The organism is Kitasatospora sp. NPDC032150 (assembly GCF_055579945.1).
On the sequence record NZ_JBVIMH010000002.1, the window covers coordinates 423107 to 443819 of the forward strand.

The following is a 20713-nucleotide window of genomic DNA, read 5'->3' on the forward strand; positions in this document are numbered from 1 at the left end:
CGCCCGCCGCCACCCCCGACCGCCGGGTTCCGCCCGGCCCTTGGACTCGAAGGGCTCAACTCGCCGTGTACAAACTCCTGTTCAACCTGGTCTTCAAGAAGATGGACCCGGAGAAGGCCCACCACCTGGCCTTCTTCTGGATCCGACTGGCCGCCTCGGTGCCCGGGCTGCGCTCGGTGATCCGGCTGGTGCTCGCCCCGCGGGACCCGCGGCTGCGGACCGCCGCGCTCGGGCTCGACCTGCCGGGACCTTTCGGGCTCGGGGCCGGGTTCGACAAGAACGGCATCGGCATCGACGGACTTTCCATGCTGGGCTTCGACTTCGTCGAGATCGGCACCATCACCGGTGAGCCGCAGCCCGGCAACCCGGAGCCGCGCCTGTTCCGCCTGGTCGAGGACCGCGCGCTGATCAACCGGATGGGCTTCAACAACCAGGGCTCCGCCCGGGTCGCCGCCCGTCTCGCGGCCCGGCCGCACACCAGCTCCACCCCGGTCATCGGCGTCAACATCGGCAAGACCAAGGTGGTCGACGAGGCCGACGCCACCGCGGACTACCTCAAGAGCACCGAGCGGCTCGCCAAGTACGCCGACTACCTGGTGGTCAACGTCAGCTCGCCGAACACCCCGGGACTGCGCAACCTGCAGGCCGTCAAGGTGCTCGGGCCGCTGCTGTGGGACGTGCGGAAGAAGGCGGACGAGGTCACCGCGCGCCATGTGCCGCTGCTGGTGAAGATCGCCCCCGACCTGGCCGACGAGGACATCGACGAGATCGCCGACATGGCCATGCACCTGGAGCTGGACGGGATCATCTGCACCAACACCACCATCGGCCGGGACGGGCTGCAGGAGCCGGCCTCGCGGATCGAGGAGATCGGCGCCGGCGGGCTCTCCGGGGCCCCGCTCAAGGAGCGCTCGCTGGAGGTGCTGCAGCGGCTGCGGGCGCGCACCGAGGGGCGGCTGGCGCTGATCTCGGTGGGCGGGATCGAGACGGCCGAGGACGCCTGGCAGCGGATCGTCCACGGGGCCGACCTGGTCCAGGGGTACAGCGCGTTCATCTACGAGGGACCGTTCTGGATGCGGCGGATGCACAAGGGCCTGTCGGCCCGGCTGCGGGCGAGCGGGTACCGGACCATCGCCGACGCCGTGGGTACCGCGAAGGCGAGCTGACGGCCCTGTTCGAGCACCCCGGGGCGGCGGGGCGGCCCCCGGCGGCGCGCGGCTGTGCGCGCCGCCGGTGCACCCCGCCGAACCCCGCAGGAAGATGCCCGAATGCGTGGGTGTTCGGGCGAAGTGACAGATTGCGGGGTGGTTTGGGAGAGTTCAGAGCGTCAACGTGCGCACAGGCCAGCCGAAAGGTGAACCACAGATGGCCAACCCCGTTCAGACACGAGCCGAGGTGCTCTCCCGGACCGTCGAGGGCGGCTACCACCGCCTGCTACTGAGTGCTCCCGAAGCGGCGCCACGGGTGAGACCCGGTCACTTCGCGACGCTGGCCTGCGCCGACTCCGGAAGACTGCTGAGGCGGGCCCTCGCCATCCACCGGGCCGATCCCGAGGTCGGAACGATCGAGCTGGTCATCGCCGAACGCGGCGAGGGCACGAGGGAGTTGGCCGCCACCCCGGTCGGCGGACGGCTGGACCTGATCGCCCCGCTCGGGACGCCCTTCCCGCTCCCGGACGGCCCCGTCTCCGCGCTGCTGGTGGCCGGCGGCTACGGCAGCGTGCCGCTGCTCCCGCTCGGCGAGGAGATCCGGCGCCGCGGCGGCCAGGTCGGCTTCATCCTGGGCGCGGCCGGCGCCGACCGGTTGTACGGGGTCGAACAGGCCCGGGCGATCACCCGGGACGTCCTGGTGGTCACCGAGGACGGCTCGGCCGGACTGACCGGCCGGGTCACCGACCCGCTGGCCCAGGCGATCACGGCGATCGGTGCCACCGAAGTGCACGCCTGCGGCCCGATGCCCATGCTGCGCGCCGTCACCACCATCGCCCTCGGCCTCGGCGCCCGCTGCCACACCGCCGTGGAGGAGGCGATGGCCTGCGGCGTCGGCATCTGCATGACCTGCGTGCTGCCGGTGCTCGGCGCGGACGGGGTGAGCCGCTTCGTCCGCTCCTGCACCGAGGGACCGGTCTTCGACGGCGCCAGGGTCCGCTGGGACGACATCGGAACCGTACCGCCGGACCTGGAGGGCGCCGCCGCGATGGGAGCCGCACGGTGAGCCGGGGCACGGAGCCGGTGGACCCGGGGGACGTCGACCTGACCGCGCGGTTCGGCCCGCTGACGCTGCCCAACCCGCTCACCACCGCCGCCGGCTGCGCCGGGTACGGGCGGGAGGTGGCCAGGTTCTTCCCGCTGGACGAGCTGGGCTCGGTCACCAGCAAGACCATCATGGCCGCCCCGCGGTCCGGGCTGGCCACCCCGAGGATGGCCGAGACCCCGTCCGGGATGCTCAACTCGATCGGGCTGCCGGGTGCGGGCGTCGACGCCTTCGTCCGGCACGAGCTGCCCTGGCTCGCCGAGCGTGGCGCCCGGGTGCTGGTCTCGATCGCGGGGCACCGGCTGGAGGAGTTCGCCGAGGTCGCCGAGAAACTGGGCGGCCGGCCCGGGGTGATCGGCCTGGAGCTCAACATCTCCTGCCCCAACACCGCCGACCGCGGCCTGCTGTTCGCCGCCAACCCGGCCACCAGTTACGACGTCGTCCGCGCGGTGCGCGAGGTGGCCGCGGCCGAACTGCCGGTCTACGCCAAGCTCTCGCCGGACGTCGCCTCGATCACCGAGATCGCCGCCGCCTGCGTCCAGGCCGGTGCCGACGGCCTGTCGATGATCAACACGGTCCTCGGCCTGACCATCGACCTGGACACCCTGCGGCCCGCCCTGGCGGCCGGCGCCGGCGGCCTGTCCGGACCGGCCGTCCGCCCGATCGCCGTGCGCTGCGTCCACCAGGTGCACGCCGCGATGCTGGCCGGCCGGATCCCGCCCGTCCCGATCATCGGCATGGGTGGGATCCGCAGCGGCCGGGACGCCCTGGAGTTCGCCCTCGCCGGGGCGAGCCACCTGGCCGTCGGCACGGCCCTGTTCAACGACCCCACCGCCCCCGTGCGGATCCTCGACGAGCTCCGCCGCGAGCTGGCCCGACGAGGCTTCGCCAAGTTCACCGACGCGGTGGGATACGCCCACCGCCCCGGCCCCACTGAAAGGCTCCCATGACCCTCGCCCCCTTCGGCGCTCGCCTGCGCCACGCCCTCGACACCCGCGGACAGCTCTGCGTCGGCATCGACCCGCACGCCTCCCTGCTGACCGCCTGGGGACTCGACGACGACATCGCCGGCCTGGAGAGCTTCAGCCGCACCGTGGTCGAGGCGCTGGCCGGGCAGGTGGCCGTGCTCAAGCCGCAGGCCGCCTTCTTCGAGCGCTTCGGCAGCCGCGGCATCGCCGTGCTGGAGCGCACCGTGGCCGAGGCCCGCGAGGCGGGCGCGCTGGTGCTCATGGACGCCAAGCGCGGCGACATCGGCTCCACCATGGCCGCCTACGCCGAGACCTTCCTCTCGCCCGCCAGCCCGCTGTTCTCGGACGCCGTGACGGTCAGCCCGTACCTGGGCTTCGGCTCGCTGCAGCCCGCGCTCGACCTGGCCCGGGCCAACGGCGCCGGCGTCTTCGTGCTGGCGCTCACCTCCAACCCCGAGGGCCACGAGGTGCAGCGCGCGGTCGCCGCCGACGGCGAGAGCGTCGCCCAGGGCGTGCTGCGCCGCCTGGCGGCCGAGAACGCGGGTGCCGAGCCGATGGGCTCCTTCGGTGCCGTGGTCGGTGCCACCCTGGCCGAGGCCGGGGTCGACCTGGACATCAACGGCCCGCTGCTCGCCCCCGGGGTCGGCGCCCAGGGAGCGACCGCCGCCGACCTGCCCCGGGTGTTCGGCGGCGCGGTGCGCCACGTGGTGCCCAGTGTGAGCCGCGACATCCTCAAGCTCGGGCCCTCGGTGACCGCTCTGCGCGACGCTTCCGCGCGCTTTGTCGAGGAAATCAGTGCCGTACTGGAAAAGTGAGCAGCATCACATCTGTTCGCAAAACCTGCTTTCCGGCGGTTGATTTGTCCGAAAAAGTCCTGGTCGGCCTCGGCTGACCAGGACTTTTCGTGTTCTTTTCCTGACGCGCGGGCTCAAGTTGGGTAGTGTCCGGCGATAGGTCACCAAAGGGCTTCGCCAGGCGTTGCTCTTGCAGGTCAGAGCCATTAGGTTCCACTGCAACCGGTGTCCTTGGCACCAACAGTCATAGCTCATCCCTTCCTTACACATCCCGAGGTGAACGGCGTGGCTCTTCCGCCCCTTACCCCCGAACAGCGCGCCGCCGCGCTCGCCAAGGCCGCCGAAGCTCGCCGGCAGCGTGCCGAGGTCAAGAACAAGCTGAAGCACTCCAATGCCTCGCTGCGTGACGTGATCAAGGCGGGCAAGTCCGACGACGAGGTCATCGGCAAGATGAAGGTCTCCGCCCTACTCGAAAGCCTTCCCGGCGTCGGCAAGGTGCGGGCCAAGCAGATCATGGAGCGTCTCGGGATCAGCGAGAGCCGCCGGGTGCGCGGTCTCGGCTCGAACCAGATCGCCTCGCTCGAGCGGGAGTTCGGCAACACCGCCTCCTGAGTCCGGCTGCCGGTTCGCGCCGTCCGGGCCCCCGTGGTCCCCGGAACGTCCGCGATCCGGGATAATCGGTGCATGAGTGAACGTCCGCGGCTGACCGTGCTCTCCGGCCCTTCGGGGGTCGGCAAGAGCACGGTCGTCGCTCATATGAGGCAGCAGTACCCCGAGGTCTGGCTCTCGGTGTCGGCGACCACCCGGCACCCGAGGCCCGGTGAACAGGACGGGGTCCAGTACCACTTCGTCGACAACGACGAGTTCGACAAGCTGGTCGCCAACGGCGAGCTGCTGGAGTGGGCGGTCTTCGCCGGCAACCGTTACGGCACGCCCCGCCAGGCCGTCCAGGAGCGGCTCGACCGCGGTGAGCCGGTGCTGCTGGAGATCGACCTGCAGGGCGCCCGCCAGGTGCGCGAGTCGATGCCCGAGGCGCAGCTGGTCTTCCTGGCCCCGCCGAGTTGGGAGGAGCTGGTACGCCGGCTCACCGGACGGGGTACCGAGCCGCAGCACGTGATCGACGAGCGGCTGGCCGCGGCCAAGGTGGAACTGGCCGCCGAGACCGAGTTCGACGTCACGCTGGTCAACACGTCCGTCGAGCAGGTGGCGACCGAGCTGCTAGCCTTGCTCGGTGTAGTCTGACCAGATCGCTGCCGTAGTGGCAGCACCGCTGATCTGATCGGCGTTTTCGTTTCTTAGCCACCGTTTCGGAAGGTTTTCGCGTGTCCTCTTCCATGACCGCGCCCGAGGGCATCATCAACCCGCCGATCGACGAGCTGCTTGAGGCCACCGACTCCAAGTACAGCCTGGTGATCTACGCGGCCAAGCGTGCCCGTCAGATCAACGCTTACTACTCGCAGCTGGGCGAGGGCCTGCTCGAGTACGTCGGCCCGCTGGTGGACACCCACGTGCACGAGAAGCCGCTGTCGATCGCGCTGCGCGAGATCAACGCGGGCATGCTCACTGCCGAGGCCATCGAGGCTGCCTGAGCCCGTCGTCGAAGGGGCCCGTCGGACTTCACCGTCCGGCGGGCCCCTTCGCTGTGCGACAGACCACGGTGCCGGTGGGAACTGATGCGCCGTAGGGTGGGCGTAACCCGTCCGGAGGAGAGAGACCCCATCATGAACGCTCGCCCGGAGCAGCCCGACGCCCCCCGCGTCGTCCTCGGCGTCAGCGGCGGCATCGCCGCGTACAAGGCCTGTGAGCTGCTGCGGCGGTTCACCGAGTCCGGGCACCAGGTGACCGTGGTGCCGACCGCGGCCGCGCTGCACTTCGTCGGCGAGGCCACCTGGGCAGCGCTTTCCGGCCGCCCGGCCGCCACCGAGACCTGGGAGCGGGTGCACGAGGTCCCGCACGTGCGGATCGGCCAGCAGGCGGACCTGGTCGTGGTCGCCCCGGCCACCGCCGACTTGCTTGCCAAGGCCGCCCATGGCCTGGCCGACGACCTGCTCACCAACACCCTGCTCACCGCGCGCTGCCCGGTGGTGCTGGCCCCTGCCATGCACACCGAGATGTGGGAGAACCAGGCCACCCAGGAGAACGTCGCCACGCTGCGCCGCCGGGGCGTGATCGTGCTGGAGCCCGCCGTGGGTCGGCTCACCGGCGTGGACACCGGCAAGGGCCGGCTGCCGGAGCCCGAGCAGCTCTTCGAGGCCTGTCGCCGGGTGCTCGCCCGCGGCGGCCTGGAGCGGGACCTGACCGGCCGCCACGTGGTGATCTCGGCGGGCGGTACCCGGGAGCCGCTCGACCCGGTCCGCTTCCTCGGCAACCACTCCTCCGGCAAGCAGGGCTACGCGCTGGCCGCCACGGCCGCTGCCCGGGGTGCCCGGGTCACCCTGCTCTCGGCCAACGCCACCCTGCCCGACCCGGCCGGGGTGGACGTGGTGCACGTCTCCACCGCGCTCCAGCTGCGCGAGGCCGCGCTGAAGGCGGTCCTGGACGCCGACGCGGTGGTGATGGCCGCCGCGGTGGCTGATTTCCGCCCGGCGGAGTACGCCACCGGCAAGATCAAGAAGGTGGACGGGGTGGACCAGCCGCCGATCACCCTGGTCCGCAATCCGGACATCCTCGCCGAGCTGTCCGCCGACCGCGGCAGGCCCGGCCAGCTGGTGGTCGGATTCGCCGCGGAGACCGACGACGTCCTGGCCAACGGCCGCGCAAAGCTGGCCCGCAAGGGCTGCGACCTGCTGGTGGTCAACGAGGTGGGCGCCGGCAAGGCGTTCGGGCAGGACACCAACGCCGCGGTGCTGCTCGGCGCGGACGGCGCGGAGGTGGCCGTTCCCGACGGGCCCAAGGAGGCGCTCGCGGACCGGATCTGGGACGAGGTCGTGGCCCGGCTCGGGTGAACTTCCGCCGGACTCCGGGCGGAGCCGTTCGGGCTGTGAGCGGAGTTTGGTCGAGTGGCGGAAGGTGAGTGATGAGTCTCAAGATTCCGATGTGACTGACGCCGACCGGTAGCTGACCGTTACACTCCAGGAATCAAGTCTTTCCGGATGCCTCCGGATCCCCGGAGGCGTTCAGTCAGCAGCCGCTGCAACCCCAGGGAGCGCTGTGTCTCGCCGCCTGTTCACCTCGGAGTCCGTGACCGAGGGGCACCCCGACAAGATCGCTGACCAGATCAGCGACACCATCCTGGACGCTCTCCTCAAGGAGGACCCGACTTCCCGGGTCGCCGTGGAGACGCTGATCACCACCGGCCTGGTCCACATCGCCGGTGAGGTCACCACCAAGGCGTACGCGCCGATCGCTCAGCTGGTCCGGGAGAAGATCCTGGAGATCGGGTACGACAGCTCCAAGAAGGGCTTCGACGGCGCCTCCTGCGGCGTGTCCGTCTCGATCGGCGCGCAGTCCCCGGACATCGCCCAGGGTGTCGACACCGCGCACGAGCACCGCGTCGAGGGCGAGGACGACGAGCTGGACCGCCAGGGTGCCGGCGACCAGGGCCTGATGTTCGGCTACGCGTGCGACGACACGCCCGAGCTGATGCCGCTGCCGATCACCCTCGCGCACCGCCTCTCGCGCCGCCTGACCGAGGTCCGCAAGAACGGCACCATCCCGTACCTGCGCCCGGACGGCAAGACCCAGGTCACCATCGAGTACGACGGCGACCGCGCGGTCCGCCTCGACACCGTGGTGGTCTCCACCCAGCACGCGTCCGACATCGACCTGGACTCGCTGCTCACCCCGGACATCCGCGAGTTCGTCGTGGAGCCGGAGCTGAAGGCGCTCGCCGACCAGGGCATCAAGCTGACCACCGACGGCTACCGCCTGCTGGTCAACCCGACCGGCCGCTTCGAGATCGGCGGCCCGATGGGTGACGCCGGCCTGACCGGCCGCAAGATCATCATCGACACGTACGGCGGCATGGCCCGCCACGGCGGCGGCGCCTTCTCCGGCAAGGACCCGTCCAAGGTGGACCGCTCGGCGGCGTACGCGATGCGCTGGGTCGCCAAGAACATCGTCGCGGCCGGGCTGGCCCGCCGCGCCGAGGTGCAGGTCGCGTACGCGATCGGCAAGGCCGAGCCGGTGGGTCTGTTCGTGGAGACCTTCGGCACCGAGACCGTTCCGGTGCTGAAGATCCAGGAGGCCGTCACCAAGGTGTTCGACCTCCGCCCGGCCGCGATCATCCGCGACCTGGACCTGCTGCGGCCGATCTACTCGCTCACCGCGGCCTACGGCCACTTCGGCCGGGAGCTTCCGGAGTTCACCTGGGAGCGCACCGACCGCGCCGAGGCGCTGAAGAAGGCCGTCAGCGCCTGATCCGTCACCACCGCGTGCCCCGGGCGGCGGTCACCCCTCTCGCGGGGTGGCCGCCGCCCTGGTCTTCCCGGCGGGGCTCCCCCGGCAGCGGACAAGGCCCGTCGGGGCCCCGGATCCACCGCCGGAGGGTGCCGCCGCCATGGCTGCGGCCCGGGCGTTTTGCCACGTTGTCGGTGGTGGGGGCTATGTTGGGCAGGCCCGGGGTGGTGGGTGTGTGGAGGGCGGATGAGCAGGACAGACGGTGCCGGTGAGCAGCTGGCGTTCATCCGGGAGACGGTCCGCAGGGCCAAACCCCGGACGTGGCGCGGCGCCCAGCTGGCGGATGACCTGCCGGTGGCGCGCGTACTGGTCGACAAGGGCCTGCTCCACCTCGACCAGTACTTCGACTACGCCGTCCCCGCCACCATGGCCGAGGAGGCGCAGCCCGGCGTACGCGTCCGGGTCCGCTTCGGCGCCCGGATCGTCGCGCCCGGCCGGCGCGAGGGCGGCGAGTTGCACAGCGGCTTCATCGTCGAGCGCCGGGCCGACTCCGACTACGCGGGCCCGCTCGCCCCGCTCGCCCAGGTGCTCTCCCCGGAGCGGGTGCTCACGCCCGCCCTGCTGCGGCTGTGCCGTTCTGTCGCCGACCGGTACGCGGGCTCGCTCGCCGATGTGCTCCAGCTGGCGATCCCGCCCCGGCACGCGGGCGCCGAGTCCGAGCCCTCGCCGAAGCCGCTCCCGCCGCCGACCCGTCCCGAACCCGGCAGCTGGTCCCGCTATCCGCAGGGCGCGGAGTACCTCGCGGCGCTGGCCCAGGGGCGTTCGCCGCGCGCGGTGTGGACGGCGCTGCCCGGTCCGAGCTGGCCGGAGGAGATCGCCCGGGCCGTCGCCGCGACCCTGGCCGGCGGCCGGGGAGCGCTGGTGGTCCTGCCGGACGGCCGCGCGGTGGCCCGGGTCGACCGCGCCCTCACCGAGCTGCTCGGCGAGGGCCGGCACGCCGTGCTGGCCGCCGACCTCGGGCCGAAGGAGCGCTACCGGCGCTGGCTCGCGGTCAGCCGGGGCGCGGCGCGGGCCGCGATCGGGACACGGGCCGCGGTCTTCGCCCCGGTCCGGGACTTGGGTCTGGTGGTGGTCTGGTCGGACGGCGACAGCAGCCACAGCGATCCGCGCTCCCCGCACCCGCACGTCCGCGAGGTCGCGCTGCTGCGGGCCACCGAGGAGAACACGGGCGTCCTGCTCGGCGGGCTGTCGATGACGGTCGAGGCGGCGCAGCTGCTGCGGACGGGCTGGGCGCGCCCGCTGGCCGCCGGGCGGGAGACGGTCCGTGCCGTCGCCCCCCGGGTCCGGACGGTCACCGACCAGGACCAGGCGCGGGACGCGGCCGCGCAGGCCGCCAGGCTGCCCTGGCTGGCCTGGGAGGTCGCCCACGAGGCGCTGAAGCACGGCCCGGTGCTGATCCAGGTGCCCCGGCGCGGCTATGTGCCGAGGCTGTCCTGCGGCCGGTGCCGTACGCCCGCGCGGTGCCGGCACTGCGGCGGGCCGCTGGAGGCGGGGTCCGCGGGGGCGCCGCTGGACTGCGGCTGGTGCGGACAGCCGGAGGCGGAGTGGCACTGCGCCGAGTGCGGTTCGTTCCGGCTGCGGGCGCAGGTGGTCGGGGCGCGGCGGACGGCCGAGGAGCTGGGCAAGGCCTTCCCGCGGGTGCCGGTGCGCACCTCGGGACGCGACGCGGTGCTGGCCACGGTGTCCGGGGAGCCAGCGCTGGTGATCTCCACACCGGGCGCCGAGCCGGTCGCCGAGGGCGCCGGGTACGCGGCCGCGCTGCTGCTGGACGGCTGGACGCTGCTGAACCGCCCCGACCTGCGGGCCGGGGAGGAGGCACTGCGGATGTGGACCGCCGCCGCCTCGCTGGTCCGGCCCGCCGAGCAGGGCGGCACGGTGGTGGTGGTCGCCGAGGCCACCGCGCGGCCGGTGCAGGCGCTGGTGCGGTGGGACCCGGCCGGCCACGCCGGGCTGGAACTGGACGAACGGGCGCAGCTGCACTTCCCCCCGGTCTCCCGGATGGCCTCGGTGACGGGCACGCCGAACGCGGTCGCGGACCTGCTCGCACTGGTCCGGCTCCCCGAGGGGACGGATGTGCTCGGGCCGATCGAAGTGCCCGGCGGGCGGGGGGAGGAGCTGGAGCGCGCGCTGCTGCGGGTCGCGCCCGGGCAGGGGTCGGCGCTGGCGAGCGCACTGAAGGCGGCGCAGATCGCCCGGGTGGCCCTGCGGACGTCGGATCCGGTCAAGGTGCGGATCGACCCGCTCGACATCGGCTAAGACCGACCGGCACGCGACGCCGCGGGCCCTATTGCCGGTCGGTCCAAGTCCGCCAGGGGGAGGAACGGGTGCTCGGGGTGCGGGGAAGCGCGCGAGGCGGCCGGCGCCACGTTGCGCCGAGCCGCCGGTCGGTGGGCTGCACCGCCTCCGGGCCGGGAGGGGCGAGACGCTCCTCCGGGGAGAGGTGCGGCGCAGCGTTCCTCCGATTCGCGCGGTTCCCCGCACCCCCATGTGCTTGCCCGGCTGCCCGGGCGAAGCCCGGCCAGGTTTCAGCCGGGTCCGGCTAGGTTTCAGCCGGGTCGGGTCGGGTCGGGTCGGGTCGGGTCGGGTCCGGCTGGGTCCGGCTGGGTTTCAGCCGCGGAGGGGGATGCTCTGGCGCTCCAGGCCACCCTGGCGGGCGGCGGGGACGGTGCGGGTGAGCGGCTGGCCGCCCGCGGGTAGGTCCTCGCCGCGGTCCGGGCGGGCGGGCCCGGGGACGCCCGGGGCCGGTACGGCGGCTGCGAGCAGCTCGCTGCTCGGGCGCCGCATGCCGTACCGCCGGTGCACCGCCTGCTTGGTGACGCCCAGCGCGGAGCCGACCGAGTCCCAGGAGAAGCCCAGCGCCCGGTCGAACTCGACGGCGGCCGCCACCAGCGTCTCGACGCTCTCCCGCAGCTCCTGGGCGAGCCGCACGGTGGGGGCGGGCGCCCGCCCGTACACCACGAATCCGGCCGAGGTGCTGGGCCTGCGCGGCCGGTAGACGTTGCCCAGCTGGGCGGTGAGAGTGCGCAGCGCGTCCACCTGCCGCCGCACCCGCTCGATGTCCCGCACCAGCAGGTGCAGGCTGGCCCGCGCCCGCGCGTCGTGGTTGATCTGCTCGGCCATGGCCTTGGTGCCACCTCTCCGTACGGTGAATCCGGTCGGGACGCGCTCGCGTCCCGGTCAATCCCCCTTGACCAACGCCGGACAGGCGCCGGGGTCACGCGCACCGGCGAGACGGGATATGCCAGATGCTGGGCCGAACGGGCGTCCCGGATTGCATAGACTGCCCTGTGGCCTTCGCCGGCCGCCCGAACCAGACCCCCGCCGAACCGCGCCGAACCCGTACCGACAGGAGCCCCCAGCCATGGCGATCCAGCCGATCCGGATCTTCGGCGACCCCGTGCTGCGTACCGTCGCGCGACCGGTGACCACCTTCGACAAGGAGCTGCGCGGGCTCGTCAGGGATCTCACCGACACCATGCTGGACGCCCCCGGCGCCGGCCTGGCGGCTCCTCAACTCGGCGTCTCGCTGCGGGTGTTCGCCTACAACGTGGACGGTGTGGTGGGCCATCTGATCAACCCCGACCTCAGCCTCAGCGACGAGGAGCAGGACGGCCCCGAGGGCTGCCTGTCGCTGCCGGGGCTGCGCTACGACACCAAGCGCGCGTACGGGGTGGTCGCCAAGGGCTTCAACATGTACGGCGACCCGGTGACCATCGAGGGCACCCAGCTGCTGGCCCGCTGCATCCAGCACGAGACCGACCACCTGGACGGGATCATCTTCATCGACCGCCTGGACCGCGAGCAGCGCAAGGCCGCGCTCAAGGCGATCCGCGAGGCGGACTGGGGCGACGGGCCGGCGCCGACCGTCAAGATCTCCCCGCACAGCACCTTCGGTTCCGCCCGCTGATCCCCGTACGTTCCCAGAAAGGCACCCATGCGCCTCGTCTTCGCCGGCACCCCCGAGGTCGCCGTTCCCGCCCTGGACGCACTGCTGGCCTCCGACCGGCACGAGGTCGTCGCGGTGGTCACCCGCCCCGACGCCCCCGCCGGGCGCGGTCGCCGACTGGTCGCCAGCCCGGTCGCCCAGCGTGCCGAGGAGGCCGGGATCGAGGTCCTCAAGCCGGCCAAGCCGAGTGACCCGGACTTCCAGGCCAGGCTCACCGAGATCGCCCCGGACTGCTGCCCGGTGGTCGCCTACGGCGCGCTGCTGCGTCCCGGCACGCTGGAGATCCCCCGACACGGCTGGGTCAACCTGCACTTCTCGCTGCTCCCCGCCTGGCGCGGTGCCGCTCCGGTGCAGCACGCGCTGCTGGCGGGCGACGAGGTGACCGGTGCCTCCACCTTCCGGATCGAGCAGGGCCTGGACTCAGGCCCGGTGTTCGGCGTGCTCACCGAGGAGGTCCGCCCGACCGACACCAGCGGGGTGCTGCTGGACCGGCTGGCGCACGCGGGCGCCCGGCTGCTGGTCGCCACCATGGACGGCATCGAGGACGGCACCCTGCAGGCCGTGCCGCAGCCCGCCGAGGGGGTCACCCTCGCGCCCAAGATCACTGTTGAGGACGCCAGGATCGACTGGTCGCTCCCCGCCCTGCGGGTCGACCGGGTGGTGCGCGGCTGCGCCCCCGCGCCCGGCGCCTGGACCACCTTCCGTGGCGAGCGGCTCAAGCTCTCCGGGCCGGTCAGGCTGCTCCCGGCGGCTGCGGAGCTGGCGCCCGGCGAGCTGGCGGTCGCGAAGAACAGCGTCCGGGTCGGCACCGGCAGCCATGAGATCGAGCTGGGCGAGGTCCAGCCGCAGGGCAAGAAGCCGATGCGCGCGGCAGACTGGGCCCGAGGGGTCCGGATCGAGTCCGGCGAGCGGCTCGAGGGCTGACCGCCGGCGGTACGGTCGCGCGGTTCGACCATCGGTCGAATGGAGAGCCGATGATCAGCTTTCTGATGATCCGGCAGTCTGTCGGATGACAGTCAGCCGGTCCGATGAGTGGTAATCGAATAACCGGTTTCCCGGTGGTCCGATTGTCCGCCCCGTGGTTGTCCGGTTGTCCGTTCAATGAAAGTCGGTCAAGCGGACAACCGACTTCGTTGGTCAACTCCGCAGGCGATTCGGCAACCGACTACGTGACCGACTCCGCAGCCGACGAACTCACACGAACTCACACGAGCTCAGACCGACCCAGCAGATAACCAACGCAGCACTTTCGAGGCACAAAGTGAGCACCCCCAGCGCCAAGCGCGCCCCCCGCCCGCACCGCCGTCCCAAGAAGGACCCGGCCAGGATCGTCGCGTTCCGCGCCCTGCGCGCCGTGGACGAGCGCGACGCGTACGCCAACCTGATCCTCCCCTCCCTGCTGCGCGAGGCCGAGCAGAAGGGCATGGACCGCCGGGACGCCGCACTCGCCACCGAACTGGTCTACGGCACCCTGCGCCTCCAGGGCACCTATGACGCGATCATCGCGGCCTGCATCGACCGCCCGCTGCGCGAGGTGGACCCGCCGGTACTGGACGTGCTCTCGCTCGGTGCCCACCAGCTGCTTACCACCCGGATCCCCACCCACGCGGCGGTATCCGCCACCGTCGAGCTGGCCCGGGCGGTGCTCGGCGAGGGACGCGCCAAGTTCGTCAACGCCGTGCTGCGCAGGATCAGCGCGCACGACCTGGACACCTGGGTGGAACAGGTCGCCCCGCCGTACGAGGAGGACGCCGAGGACCACCTCGCGGTGGTCCACTCGCACCCGCGCTGGGTGGTCTCCGCGCTCTGGGACTCGCTCGGGCGCTGGCAGCCCGGGGCCAGCGGCCGGACCGCGATCGAGGAGTTGCTGCGCGCCGACAACGAGCGCCCCGAGGTGACCCTGGTCGCCCGCCCGGGCCGGGCGACGGTGGCCGAACTGCGCGAGACGCTGCCGCAGGCGCAGGCCGGACGGTGGTCGCCGTACGCCGTCGCGCTCGCCGAGGGCGGCGAGCCCGGGGGCATCGAGGCGATCCGGGAGAACCGGGCCGGAGTCCAGGACGAGGGCAGCCAGCTGGTCGCGCTCGCGCTGGCCAACGCCCCGGTGGAGGGCACCGACCGGCTCTGGCTCGACGGCTGTGCGGGGCCCGGCGGCAAGGCCGCGCTGCTCGGCGCCCTCGCCGCCGAGCGCGGTGCGGCGCTGGTCGCCTCGGAGCGGCAGCCGCACCGGGCCCGGCTGGTCGCCCGTGCGTTGGACGGCAACCCCGGCCCGTACACGGTGATCACCGCTGACGGCACCCGCCCGGCCTGGAGGGAGGGCTCCTTCGACCGGGTGCTGGTGGATGTGCCCTGCTCCGGGCTCGGTGCGCTGCGGCGCCGGCCGGAGGCGCGGTGGCGCCGGCGGCAGGACGACATCCCGGGCTTCGGGCCGCTCCAGCGCGAGCTGCTGCGTTCGGCGATCCGGGCCGCCAGGGTCGGGGGAGTGGTCGGGTACGCGACCTGCTCGCCGCACCTCGCCGAGACCCGGGCGGTGGTCGACGACGTACTGCGGTCGGAGACCGGAGTGGAGTGGATCGACGCCCGTCCGTTGCTGCCCGGGGTGCCGGCGCTGGGGGAGGGGCCGGACGTTCAGCTCTGGCCGCATCTGCACGGGACCGACGCGATGTACCTGGCGCTGCTGCGGCGCACCGCGTAGGGCCCTTCGGGGAAGGGGCACCCGCTCGGGGCCGCTCCCTGCCAGCCCGGCGGCCGCGACCGTCGAGGGGTCGCGAACTGCCGGGCGGTCGTGGACGGTTGGAGAGTCGAACGGCCGAACGTACGCGCAGCCGTCGACCCGGGACGCCTCGGGTCGCGGCGGCTCAGCCCCTTCCGGTGAACGGCATCGTGGTCGGCAGCACCGTCAGGGACTGCACGTTGGCGTCGAGCGGCATCGACGCCATCAGCAACACCGCCTCCGTGAAGCGCTCCACCGGGATCGTCGCCTCCACCGCCATGGTCCCGTCGGCCTGCATGGCGGGCGGCTGCGGGCTCCCGTCCACCGGGGCCACGTTGCCGACGTCGATCTGCCCGCAGGCGATCCCGTACTTCCGGCCGTCCAGCGACAGCGCCTTGGTCATGCCGAGGACGGCGTGCTTGGCCGCGGTGTAGGCGATGGAGTTGGGACGTGGTGAATGCGCGGACGGGGCACCGTTGTTGATGATCCGCCCGCCCATCGGCGACTGCGAGCGCATCGTGCGGAAGGCCTCCCGTGCACAGAGGAAGGTGCCGGTGGCCACGGTGTCCATCACCCGGTGCCAGTCCTCGACCGGCACGTCCTCGAGTGGCCTGCGCGGGGTGGGCGCGCCCGCGTTGTTGAACAGCAGGTCCACACGGCCGAACTGCCGGCGGACGCCCTCGAAGAGGGCCGCGACCTCGTCCGGGTCCCTGATGTCGGTCGGGATGGCGGCCGTCCGGCGCGGGTCGGCTCCCGCGAGGGCGATGGTCTCCTCCAGCGCGTCCTTGCGCCGGCCGGCCAGGGCGACCGACCAGCCGGCGTCGAGCAGGGCGAGCGCGGTGGCCCGGCCGAGTCCGCTGCCGCCACCTGTGATGACGGCGATCCGCCCGCTTCCCCGTGTGTCGGTGGTCACAGTGCCTCCGTTTTCAACCAGATCCTCAGCACGCGACGGGAGCCCGGGCCGGGTTCGTCGATGAACGGTGAACGCCCGTGCAGCACCCGACTGTTGCGGATGACCAGCAGGTCGCCCGTCGCCATGGACAGGTCGAAGGAGATCCCCGGCCGGTGGAGGACCTCGTCCAGGACGCCGAGGGCCTCCCACTGGCGCGGGCTCAACGGTGGGCCGCCCCGCTCCGGGGACGAGCGCACGGTGCGCGGCTGGTAGTAGCAGCCCGTGGTCCCGTCCTGCTGGGTGAAGAAGATCGGGGAGACGGTGACCTCGCCGCCGCGGGCGGTCCGGTCGAAGGTCCAGTCCTCGCCGAGCGTGGTGAGGGCGTCCGGCCGCTCCCGTGCGATGACGTCACGCACGTACCGTACGCTCGCCAGCTTGGTGTTCCCGCCGCCCCGGACGGCGGACTGCAGGCAGCAGAGCACCAGCAGGTCGCAGGTGTCGGAGTGGAAGCCGAGCTCGGTGGCCCCGTCGCCCTCCCGGTCGCGTAGCACCTGGGCCATGTCGCCCTGGGAGTTCTGGGGGATCGTCTCCCCGAACTCCCGCAGTACGAAGGCCAGTCCGGGGGCGATCTCGGCCTCGGGTACGGACGGATCGAGCAGGTTGCGGACGTGGGCGAGCCCCACGGACCGGGTGCTGCGGAGCACGGACTCACAGAGCCTCCGGTGCGTCTCCTCGGCCCGGTCCCACCACCGGGCCCGCGCGTCCGCCCAGAGGAGCCGGCGGTCGTCGTCGGTGAGCGACATCGACCAGGGTTCAGGTCGAGACGCCAGATCCGCGCCGCTCCAGCCGATCTCGGTCATCGTGTCATCGGACATATCGTGGACTGCTCCCTCCGTCATCGGTACCAGGTGCGTGGGCTGCCGCCAGGCCGGTCGGCGACCGGGTGGACCGCGCCGTCGAGGTCACGTCCGCTGGATTCCGGTCTGTGCGGGCGGCGCCGTGGTGTCCGATCCGCTTCCGGTGGCGGGACGGGCGTGTTCGTCACGTCCGGGCCGGCGGCCCGCGTCCGATCCGCTTCCGGTGGCGGGACGGATCGGGAGGTCGCCCGCGATGAACGCGTCCAGCCGCTCCTCGACGGGCAGCCGCTCGGCCAGTTCCCAGGCGAGCATGCGGTGCAGGCCGTCGAGGTGGATGAGACCGTCCCTGATCTGCAGGTCCGAGTAGTCGGAGTGCGGCACGGGGCGGGTGCTGAGGTAGACCGGGGTGAACGGTGCGTGCCGCAGCAGGTCGAGCTTGGCCGCGCACACCGGGTTGGCCTCGGTCCACTCCGCCCCGCCCGACCGGATGTGCTCCGCGGCCTGTGCCACCGTCAGTCCGGAGCGGGGGACGAGTTCGAGCTTGCCGCCCTCACTGAGGTGCCAGGGCAGGGCGACACCGAGCACCTCCGCCCGCGAGAGCCGTACCCGCCACCAGGTGCCGAGCAGCTGCTCGGCACGCTGGAGGTTCTCCTCCCCGTCCTGATTGCTGTTCGCCTCGTGCGTCCCTTCGAGCGGGTGGTCCCGGAGGAAGGTCTCCCGCACTTCGGCGAACGGGACAGAGCTGACGATGTCCACGGTGATGCCTTTCAGACGGTGCTGGTGTACTCGGTGAAGTGTCGCTCAGCGAACAGCTCCGGCCACCGACCGCCGTCCAGGTGGAGCTCCCGGGCCCGGGCGAGCATCTGACGCCAGAAGGGTTTGACCGGACGCCAGCGCGCACCCACCTGGCAGTACGAGGCGTCGACGAAGTAGCGCGGGCGGCCGGCGCCCGCCTGGGCCGGCCTGCGGGCGTGGAACAGCGCCGAGTTGAGCAGTACGGTCGAACCGGCCGGCAGCCGGTCGATGACGACCTCGCCGGGCAGCTCGGCGGTACCGAGGTGGGCGAGCGCGGTCTTGCCGGCGGACCGGCGATGGGAACCGGGCAGCACCGCCAGACTCCCGACAGTCTCGTCGAGGCCGCCGAGGTAGTGCAGCGCATGGACCATCAACAACAACGGGTCCTGCCGGTCGTTGGGCTCGCAGTCGTGGTGCCACGGCTTGCCGGCGATCCCGGGCTGCTGCCGGTCGATGTGCAGGTGGTGGAAGACGAACGGGGAGCCAATGAGCCCGGAGAGCGCGCGCAACAGCGGGCGGTGGGTGAGGAGTTCACCGTGCGCCGGCAGCTCCAGCTCCAGGACCGGTGGCGTGCCGTGGGTGACCGGATCGGCGCAGGCGGCTATCGAGTGCGCGCGCAGACCCTCGTCCACCCAGCGGTCCACCTCGGGCACGAGCCGGCTCCGGAGCGACTCCGGTACCAGCCCGGGGAGGACCAGGTAGCCGGACTCCGTGAACTGCCGCCTCCGTGCGGCATCGAGGGCCTCATGCCCTCCAAGGGACAGCGGCACGAATCGACCCACCCCTTTCACGACGACCCACCCCGTTCACCCGGCGGCGACGCGTCGAGCGGTACGGACCTCGGGTAATCCAACCGCCGCGGACGGGCACGGAGTGATCACGTTCAGTCAGCATCCGCGTGTTGGAGTCTGGGTTACCGGGATCAAGGCTCACAAGACCTGTGGTGAGCCCGTGGTCACGTTCAGGCCATCCGGCAGCTCAGGGCCGGTCCTTCGTCCGCCCACCGATTCCGCGGGCGGGTCGTCCGGCCTGCCGGACGGCGTATCCGCAGGCCGACGGGGGCGCTTCCGGGTGGTGGGCGCTGTCATCCCCGAGGTCGGTGGGGGATTGATGGGGTGTATCAGGATTTTTCGCTGATTCGCTGTCATGTCGGACGTCGAATTGCGGTGATCGGGTAGGGCGGAGATTCGGCGCCGGGTGAAATCCAACCGCTGAAGAGCGGGGCGACGGGTGAGTCGTCGTGTGCCCGTCTGGGCCGGTCGGCCCTTACTGGGAGGCGGGGGAGGAGGGTGGCGTCCGTGGTGGACTGGGCCGAGATCCGACGCTCGCGCCGGCATATGCCGATCCGGAGGCCGCCGCTGCTACCCGCGGCCGCCTCGCGCCCGTCCCGGACCGGTCGCCCGCGCCCCGGTCGGGTCGTTCACGTCTCGCAGAGCGCGGTGAGGATGCGCTGCAGCAGGCGGTCGAAGACGGCGTCCGGAGCGGTGGGTGCGGGGCCTTCGGCGAGGACCTGGGTGAGTCGGGGGTAGTGGCCGGTCGCGGCGACGCCCTGGAGGTAGCTCACCATGTCGGCGATCCAGCGGGGGGAGCGGCCGGTCGTCGAGTGTTCCCAGTCGGCGAACTGGCAGAGGAAGCCGTTGAGTTGGGCCATCGCCTCCATCTTGCCGTAGCCGGTCAGCTCGGTCGCGGCCATGACGCCGAGGAAGTATTCGGTGTAGCGCAGGCCGTTCGGTCCCAGCGAGGGGCGGGCGGCGATCAGCTGGGGCGCCCAGCTGTGGCGGCGCAGGACGGCGAGCTGCATGGGGCCAGTTGGTGTTGACCGTCTTCGCGGCCGGGGAGCCGGTGGTCGAACCGGCCGAACGACGGGTCGTGGCCACCTCCGCGGCCGGCCGGGACATCGCGCTGCCGCAACTGGTCCGCGAGCTCGACGCCGCTGGAGTGGCCGCTCAGGACGTGGCCCTGCGCACGCCCTCGCTGGACGACGTCTTCCTCGCACTCACCGCCGCACCCCGGAAGGCCGCCCGATGACGATCACCGCCCCCGCCCCGGTGTCCGCCGCCTCGCCGCGCCGGACCAGGCCGGCCTCCGACACCCTGACCTCCGCCGCCCGGGTCCTGCTGGCCTACCGCCACTCGCCGGGCCTGATCCTCGCCTCGCTCACGGTTCCCGTCGTGATGGTGCTGGTCTTCGGGTACGTCTTCGGCAGTGCGATGACCGTGCCCGGCAGCGGGAACTACCGCGAGTTCCTGATCCCCGGCCTGTTCGTGATGGTCGCCGTCAACGGGCTGATGCCGACCATGGTCGGCGCCGCCCGGGACGTCGGCCGGGGCATCACCGACCGGATGCGCTCGATGCCGGTCTCCCGTAGCGCGCTGCTGCTCGGCCAGGCGCTCGCCGACCTGCTGGTGGGCATCGTCGTCCTGGTCCCGCTCACCCTGGTCGGCCTCGCCGTCGGTTGGCGGATCCGCGATGGCATCACGTCGGCGCTCGGCGCGTACGGGCTGCTGGTGCTGTTCCGGTTCGTGATGACCTGGGTCGGCATGTACCTCGGGCTGGCCGCCGGGAAGGAGGAGGTCGCCGGCCAACTCTCGGTTCTCACCTTCCCGTTGGCGATGGTGACGAACGCCTTCGTGCCAACCGGAGGGATGCCGGGCTGGCTGCGCGCCGTCGCCGAGTGGAACCCGGTCAGCGCCGTCGTGGCTGCCTGCCGCGAGCTGTTCCACAACCCGGGGGCGGCCGGCGAGGCCTGGCCGATGCGGCATCCGGTCACCGCGACGCTGCTCTGGTCGGGGCTGCTGCTGGCGGTGTTCGCTCCGCTGGCCGTGCGCAAATTCGCCTCACACGGGCGGTAGTCGGCAGGTCGTTCGGGCTATGTGCTGGACAAGTCGGCCGAAGGGCCGAGGGTGACGGAGTGACTCCGCTTCCTCGTAAACGAGGGGGCTTCTCGCCAAGCCGGTTTGGCCTCGCGACGGACCGGCCCAGTTCGTACGTTGGCGGCTCCTACCGTGTCGGCGTGCGCCTGGTGGCCACAGCCGAGACAGTGGAACATCTCCTGGGCGAGCCGGTTCTCCTTGGCAGTGTGGCCGTGTGCGAGGCACTG

General features: G+C 72.3%; 21 protein-coding genes. 15 read left to right on the top strand and 6 right to left on the bottom strand.

Translation table 11 applies throughout. From position 1 onward, the window contains the following. Positions 1 to 65 precede the first annotated feature (65 nt). The 10 genes from ACZ5ON_RS04275 (at position 66) to ACZ5ON_RS04320 (ending at position 10669) form a co-directional block, all read left to right on the top strand. Complete coding sequence (locus ACZ5ON_RS04275) at positions 66 to 1166, top strand: quinone-dependent dihydroorotate dehydrogenase (protein ID WP_465585236.1); 1101 nt, start codon at positions 66 to 68, stop codon at positions 1164 to 1166. Positions 1167 to 1365: 199 nt separating this feature from the next. After that, positions 1366 to 2214 (top strand): dihydroorotate dehydrogenase electron transfer subunit, encoded by an 849-nt coding sequence (locus ACZ5ON_RS04280; RefSeq protein WP_465585239.1) that lies wholly within the window; start codon positions 1366 to 1368, stop codon positions 2212 to 2214. Then, complete coding sequence (locus ACZ5ON_RS04285) at positions 2211 to 3203, top strand: dihydroorotate dehydrogenase (protein ID WP_465585241.1); 993 nt, start codon at positions 2211 to 2213, stop codon at positions 3201 to 3203. The genes ACZ5ON_RS04280 and ACZ5ON_RS04285 overlap by 4 nt, the downstream gene beginning before the upstream one ends. Beyond that, positions 3200 to 4036 (top strand): orotidine-5'-phosphate decarboxylase, encoded by an 837-nt coding sequence (gene pyrF, locus ACZ5ON_RS04290; protein WP_465585243.1) that lies wholly within the window; start codon positions 3200 to 3202, stop codon positions 4034 to 4036. The genes ACZ5ON_RS04285 and pyrF overlap by 4 nt, the downstream gene beginning before the upstream one ends. Positions 4037 to 4300: 264 nt before the next feature. Next, positions 4301 to 4627 (top strand): integration host factor, actinobacterial type, encoded by a 327-nt coding sequence (gene mihF, locus ACZ5ON_RS04295; protein WP_344637223.1) that lies wholly within the window; start codon positions 4301 to 4303, stop codon positions 4625 to 4627. Between the two features lie 72 nt (positions 4628 to 4699). Continuing rightward, positions 4700 to 5257, top strand: coding sequence for a guanylate kinase (gene gmk, locus ACZ5ON_RS04300; RefSeq protein ID WP_465585246.1), 558 nt, complete (start codon positions 4700 to 4702; stop codon positions 5255 to 5257). Between the two features lie 80 nt (positions 5258 to 5337). Next, complete coding sequence (rpoZ, locus tag ACZ5ON_RS04305) at positions 5338 to 5604, top strand: DNA-directed RNA polymerase subunit omega (RefSeq protein WP_030240625.1); 267 nt, start codon at positions 5338 to 5340, stop codon at positions 5602 to 5604. 132 nt (positions 5605 to 5736) lie between these two features. Beyond that, positions 5737 to 6960 (top strand): bifunctional phosphopantothenoylcysteine decarboxylase/phosphopantothenate--cysteine ligase CoaBC, encoded by a 1224-nt coding sequence (gene coaBC, locus ACZ5ON_RS04310; protein ID WP_465585248.1) that lies wholly within the window; start codon positions 5737 to 5739, stop codon positions 6958 to 6960. 205 nt (positions 6961 to 7165) lie between these two features. Next, complete coding sequence (gene metK / locus ACZ5ON_RS04315) at positions 7166 to 8374, top strand: methionine adenosyltransferase (protein WP_465585251.1); 1209 nt, start codon at positions 7166 to 7168, stop codon at positions 8372 to 8374. A 225-nt stretch (positions 8375 to 8599) separates the two neighbouring features. Further along, on the top strand, positions 8600 to 10669 hold the full coding sequence (locus ACZ5ON_RS04320) for a primosomal protein N' (RefSeq protein WP_465585253.1): 2070 nt from the start codon (positions 8600 to 8602) through the stop codon (positions 10667 to 10669). A 351-nt stretch (positions 10670 to 11020) separates the two neighbouring features. On the opposite strand, the gene ACZ5ON_RS04325 is transcribed toward ACZ5ON_RS04320, so the two are convergent. After that, a complete protein-coding gene (locus tag ACZ5ON_RS04325) occupies positions 11021 to 11533 on the bottom strand; it encodes a hypothetical protein (protein WP_465585255.1) in 513 nt (170 codons plus the stop codon). A 241-nt stretch (positions 11534 to 11774) separates the two neighbouring features. Here ACZ5ON_RS04325 and def point away from each other — a divergent pair, with 241 nt between their 5' ends. From def to ACZ5ON_RS04340, 3 genes are all read left to right on the top strand, one after another. Then, positions 11775 to 12320: a peptide deformylase gene (gene def / locus ACZ5ON_RS04330; protein ID WP_465585258.1), complete on the top strand. Its 546-nt coding sequence runs from the start codon at positions 11775 to 11777 to the stop codon at positions 12318 to 12320. A 27-nt stretch (positions 12321 to 12347) separates the two neighbouring features. After that, positions 12348 to 13283 (top strand): methionyl-tRNA formyltransferase, encoded by a 936-nt coding sequence (gene fmt / locus ACZ5ON_RS04335; protein ID WP_465585260.1) that lies wholly within the window; start codon positions 12348 to 12350, stop codon positions 13281 to 13283. A gap of 337 nt (positions 13284 to 13620) precedes the next feature. Next, a complete protein-coding gene (locus tag ACZ5ON_RS04340; protein ID WP_465585262.1) occupies positions 13621 to 15051 on the top strand; it encodes an RsmB/NOP family class I SAM-dependent RNA methyltransferase in 1431 nt (476 codons plus the stop codon). Positions 15052 to 15214: 163 nt separating this feature from the next. Here ACZ5ON_RS04340 and ACZ5ON_RS04345 read toward each other — a convergent pair whose 3' ends face one another. From ACZ5ON_RS04345 to ACZ5ON_RS04365, 5 genes are all read right to left on the bottom strand, one after another. After that, positions 15215 to 15982 carry an SDR family oxidoreductase gene (locus ACZ5ON_RS04345; RefSeq protein WP_465585264.1) on the bottom strand — a complete coding sequence of 256 codons (768 nt, stop codon included), beginning with the start codon at positions 15980 to 15982 and terminating at the stop codon, positions 15215 to 15217. Continuing rightward, positions 15979 to 16836, bottom strand: a complete 858-nt coding sequence (locus tag ACZ5ON_RS04350) for a TauD/TfdA family dioxygenase (protein WP_465585266.1) — start codon at positions 16834 to 16836, stop codon at positions 15979 to 15981. Before ACZ5ON_RS04350 ends, ACZ5ON_RS04345 begins: the two co-directional genes overlap by 4 nt. A gap of 87 nt (positions 16837 to 16923) precedes the next feature. Further along, a complete protein-coding gene (locus ACZ5ON_RS04355) occupies positions 16924 to 17574 on the bottom strand; it encodes a DUF6309 family protein (protein ID WP_465585268.1) in 651 nt (216 codons plus the stop codon). 11 nt (positions 17575 to 17585) lie between these two features. Beyond that, positions 17586 to 18404, bottom strand: coding sequence for a phytanoyl-CoA dioxygenase family protein (locus tag ACZ5ON_RS04360; RefSeq protein ID WP_465585270.1), 819 nt, complete (start codon positions 18402 to 18404; stop codon positions 17586 to 17588). A gap of 629 nt (positions 18405 to 19033) precedes the next feature. Further along, complete coding sequence (locus ACZ5ON_RS04365; RefSeq protein WP_465585271.1) at positions 19034 to 19414, bottom strand: TetR/AcrR family transcriptional regulator C-terminal domain-containing protein; 381 nt, start codon at positions 19412 to 19414, stop codon at positions 19034 to 19036. An 11-nt stretch (positions 19415 to 19425) separates the two neighbouring features. Here ACZ5ON_RS04365 and ACZ5ON_RS04370 point away from each other — a divergent pair, with 11 nt between their 5' ends. Both ACZ5ON_RS04370 and ACZ5ON_RS04375 read left to right on the top strand, forming a co-directional pair. Continuing rightward, positions 19426 to 19641 carry a hypothetical protein gene (locus ACZ5ON_RS04370; RefSeq protein WP_465585272.1) on the top strand — a complete coding sequence of 72 codons (216 nt, stop codon included), beginning with the start codon at positions 19426 to 19428 and terminating at the stop codon, positions 19639 to 19641. Next, positions 19638 to 20465 carry an ABC transporter permease gene (locus ACZ5ON_RS04375; protein WP_465585273.1) on the top strand — a complete coding sequence of 276 codons (828 nt, stop codon included), beginning with the start codon at positions 19638 to 19640 and terminating at the stop codon, positions 20463 to 20465. The genes ACZ5ON_RS04370 and ACZ5ON_RS04375 overlap by 4 nt, the downstream gene beginning before the upstream one ends. Positions 20466 to 20713 lie beyond the last annotated feature (248 nt).

Excerpts from the sequence above, each read along its gene's own strand:
- ACZ5ON_RS04280 (WP_465585239.1), top strand. The coding sequence starts at position 1,366 with ATGGCCAACCCCGTTCAGACACGAGCCGAGGTGCTCTCCCGGACCGTC.
- pyrF (WP_465585243.1), top strand. The coding sequence starts at position 3,200 with ATGACCCTCGCCCCCTTCGGCGCTCGCCTGCGCCACGCCCTCGACACC.
- gmk (WP_465585246.1), top strand. The coding sequence starts at position 4,700 with ATGAGTGAACGTCCGCGGCTGACCGTGCTCTCCGGCCCTTCGGGGGTC.
- coaBC (WP_465585248.1), top strand. The coding sequence starts at position 5,737 with ATGAACGCTCGCCCGGAGCAGCCCGACGCCCCCCGCGTCGTCCTCGGC.
- ACZ5ON_RS04320 (WP_465585253.1), top strand. The coding sequence starts at position 8,600 with ATGAGCAGGACAGACGGTGCCGGTGAGCAGCTGGCGTTCATCCGGGAG.
- ACZ5ON_RS04325 (WP_465585255.1), bottom strand. The coding sequence starts at position 11,533 with ATGGCCGAGCAGATCAACCACGACGCGCGGGCGCGGGCCAGCCTGCAC.
- def (WP_465585258.1), top strand. The coding sequence starts at position 11,775 with ATGGCGATCCAGCCGATCCGGATCTTCGGCGACCCCGTGCTGCGTACC.
- fmt (WP_465585260.1), top strand. The coding sequence starts at position 12,348 with ATGCGCCTCGTCTTCGCCGGCACCCCCGAGGTCGCCGTTCCCGCCCTG.
- ACZ5ON_RS04350 (WP_465585266.1), bottom strand. The coding sequence starts at position 16,836 with ATGTCCGATGACACGATGACCGAGATCGGCTGGAGCGGCGCGGATCTG.
- ACZ5ON_RS04365 (WP_465585271.1), bottom strand. The coding sequence starts at position 19,414 with ATGCAGCTCGCCGTCCTGCGCCGCCACAGCTGGGCGCCCCAGCTGATC.
- ACZ5ON_RS04375 (WP_465585273.1), top strand. The coding sequence starts at position 19,638 with ATGACGATCACCGCCCCCGCCCCGGTGTCCGCCGCCTCGCCGCGCCGG.